We start from the raw sequence: 2,916 nt of genomic DNA on the forward strand, positions 1-2,916 counted from the left end.
AGATTTAACACAACCTACTAAAGATAAATTTAATATTAATAATATTCCAATAACTAGTAATAATTTCTTTTTAATCATAAATTATCTTCCTTTTGCTTTAGTATATTTTCTAAATTATAGTAACATATTTTAGAAAAATATTAATTTTAATCCTTTAACATATAGGAATTTAAACATAATTATTTCATTAAATTAATAAATGCTTAAATAGTATAGTATAAATTTCACATGAAATATAGTGATTTATTGTTAATAATAGTAAAGTAATATTAAGGATTATTTTAAAACCGGAAGGTATAAAATCAGTTTAAGTGTTGAAAAAAGTACTAATTATTTATTTTTTTAGTATGCTATTGTTAAAAGATAAATTTTAATAATGTGATTTTTGAAAAAAAATCATAAAAATTAATTAGCAAGGTAAAAACTGAATTAAAAGGCAATATGGTTTTGGTAATTAATTAATGAACACTTTTTTATTTAGAAATTCTTGCGTTAAATGTGGTGAGAAGCTTAAAAAAAATAGTTTGACATAAAACTATTCCAAATTTATAATTAGTTTGATATAAAACTAATGAGGAGATGATTTAATTTGAGTAAATTATTTGAAAAGATAAATTTATTAGGATTTGAAACTAAAAATAGATTTGTGAGAGCTGCAACTTGGGAGAACTATGCTACGGAAAATGGGCATATGACAGATAAGTTATTTGAAATTTATGAAAGTATTGCTAAAAACCAAGTTGGAACAATTATCACAGGTTATGTAAATATAGTAAAGGAAGAGAAACCAAATGCAGGAATGATGGGAATGTATGATGATAGTTTCATTGAAGAGTATAAAAAGCTTACTTCAATGTGCCATAAATATGATTCAAAGATTATTTTACAGCTTTCATATGGTGGAACTAAGACTACTTTTAATATTGGTGAAAGAACTATATTTGCACCAAGTGTAGTACCAGAGTTATCTACTGGAACTGTTGGTGTGGAAATGACTAAAGATGATATTGAATACATAATAGATTCATTTGCTAAAGCTGCAAAGAGAGCTAAGGAAAGTGGCTTTGATGGAGTTGAAATTCATGGGGCACATACATATCTTATAAATCAATTTTTAAGTCCTTATTATAATAGAAGAACTGATGAGTATGGTGGTAGTCTTGAAAATAGATTTAGATTCTTAAAAAATATATATTTAAGAATTAGAGAAGAAGTAGGAAATGATTATAGTGTTTTAGTAAAACTTACTGCTTCAGAGTTTTTTGAAGGTGGATTAACTTTTGAAGAAACTAAAAAAATATGTATAATGTTAGAAAAATTAGGTGTAACAGCTATTGAAATATCAGGGAATATACATGGTAAAGCTAGAGAAATGGTTGGAAAAGTTTTTCATGGAATAGCTATAGAAAAAGAAGGATACTTTATAAACTATGCTAAAGAAATTAAAACATTAGTAAATATTCCTATTATTACAGTTGGGGGATTTACAACCCTTAAAGGTATAGAAGAGAAATTTGAAGAAACAGGAGTAGATTTTTTTGGATTATCAAGACCTTTATTATCAGAACCAGATTTAATTAATCAGTGGAAAAATAATAAAGATAAAAAAGCTAAATGTGTTAGATGTTCAAGATGTAGAACTAGCCAAGGAAATTATTGCACAACATTTTCATAAGGAATTTAATAAAAGAAAGTAGGTGATTTAAAATTATGAATGATAAATATATAGTTCATTTTATGAGTAAAACTAAAAAAAAAATGATTAAGTTTATACAAAAAGAACTTGCAGAAAACAATCTTAAAGAGATAGATCCAAGTTATGGGAATATTTTAACTGCTTTATATGAGAGTAATAAGCCACTTACTATGAATGAAATTGTAAAAAAAACAAGTAAAGATAAATCAACAATAACCGCATTAGTAAAAAAGCTTCTAGATCTTGGGTATGTAAAGAAATTTAAAAGTACAGAGGATAATAGAGTAACTTTTATAGTTTTAACAGAAAAAGCTGAAGGAATCAAAGAAACATATACAAAAATTTCCAAAAATTTAAATAAAACAGTATATTCTGGTTTTTCAGATTCAGAAAAGAAAGTATTTTTAGATTTACTAAAAAGAATAAATGATAATTTAAACAATATTTAAATTATTTTAAATTAATAGTTTGCATGCAATGAAAAAAAGAGTATGGACAGTAGATAGTTTTGTTTTTTACACAAAACTATCTACTGTCCTTAAATTAATAATATATCAATAAAAATCACAATATACTTTCCAATCATTTTTCTTTGAATTATAATAAAAATAAAAATTTCCGTTATGAACTATATTGAAATTTGCTTTTTCATCTGATGAAATTTGTAAAACATAATTATATTCTTCATTGAACCAATAACCTGATTGGCGAAAAGATGGATACCCTCCTATTTTATGTTGGCTATAAAAATCTTCTGCTATATCCTCATAATAATCTATGTCATTAGAATCTTCCATTTCACAAAGTATTTCAAATAAATTATTAGGAATACCTCCATCATCCCATAGGGGATAGTCATTATTTACATACTCCTCAGTCAATGGAAAATGTTTCATATATTTATTGTCCCATTGACAATAAATAAGGTTTTTAGTTGTGGTGTAAGTCTTTATATTAAAATATTTTTTAAAATTATTAAAGTCTATATTTCCATCATAAAAACTATCACTGATAAAAATTGTTATTAATGCAATACCATTAAGATCTTTAGGTAAATAATCATTTTTTTCAATAAAAATGGTAGCAAGAGGATCAATGTCATTAAGTTAAGAAAAGTTATATTGTTTATTTTAGAATTGCAAGGTATAGAAATATATCTTGCTCTTTTTTTCAGAAAAAACTTGACAAGTCTATAGAAAAATGCGGCGTAGCCCCTTAAA

The 2,916-nt window shown here is 24.7% G+C and carries 3 protein-coding genes; 2 read left to right on the plus strand and 1 reads right to left on the minus strand.

Annotation, left to right across the window (positions count from 1 at the left end):
* Window positions 1–589: 589 nt before the first annotated feature.
* Both GBZ86_RS14550 and GBZ86_RS14555 read left to right on the plus strand, forming a co-directional pair.
* A complete protein-coding gene (locus tag GBZ86_RS14550; RefSeq protein ID WP_152891837.1) occupies window positions 590–1,675 on the plus strand; it encodes an NADH:flavin oxidoreductase in 1,086 nt (361 codons plus the stop codon).
* A 35-nt stretch (window positions 1,676–1,710) separates the two neighbouring features.
* Window positions 1,711–2,145 carry a MarR family winged helix-turn-helix transcriptional regulator gene (locus GBZ86_RS14555; RefSeq protein WP_152891839.1) on the plus strand — a complete coding sequence of 145 codons (435 nt, stop codon included), beginning with the start codon at window positions 1,711–1,713 and terminating at the stop codon, window positions 2,143–2,145.
* A gap of 105 nt (window positions 2,146–2,250) precedes the next feature.
* Here GBZ86_RS14555 and GBZ86_RS14560 read toward each other — a convergent pair whose 3' ends face one another.
* Entirely contained in the window at window positions 2,251–2,793 is a 543-nt protein-coding gene (locus tag GBZ86_RS14560) for a DUF1963 domain-containing protein (RefSeq protein ID WP_327445278.1), read from the minus strand.
* Window positions 2,794–2,916 lie beyond the last annotated feature (123 nt).

It is taken from the genome of Clostridium tarantellae, from assembly GCF_009295725.1.
GTDB classification, from domain to species: Bacteria; Bacillota; Clostridia; order Clostridiales; family Clostridiaceae; genus Sarcina; species Sarcina tarantellae.

Excerpts from the sequence above, each read along its gene's own strand:
- GBZ86_RS14555 (WP_152891839.1), top strand. The coding sequence starts at position 1,711 with ATGAATGATAAATATATAGTTCATTTTATGAGTAAAACTAAAAAAAAA.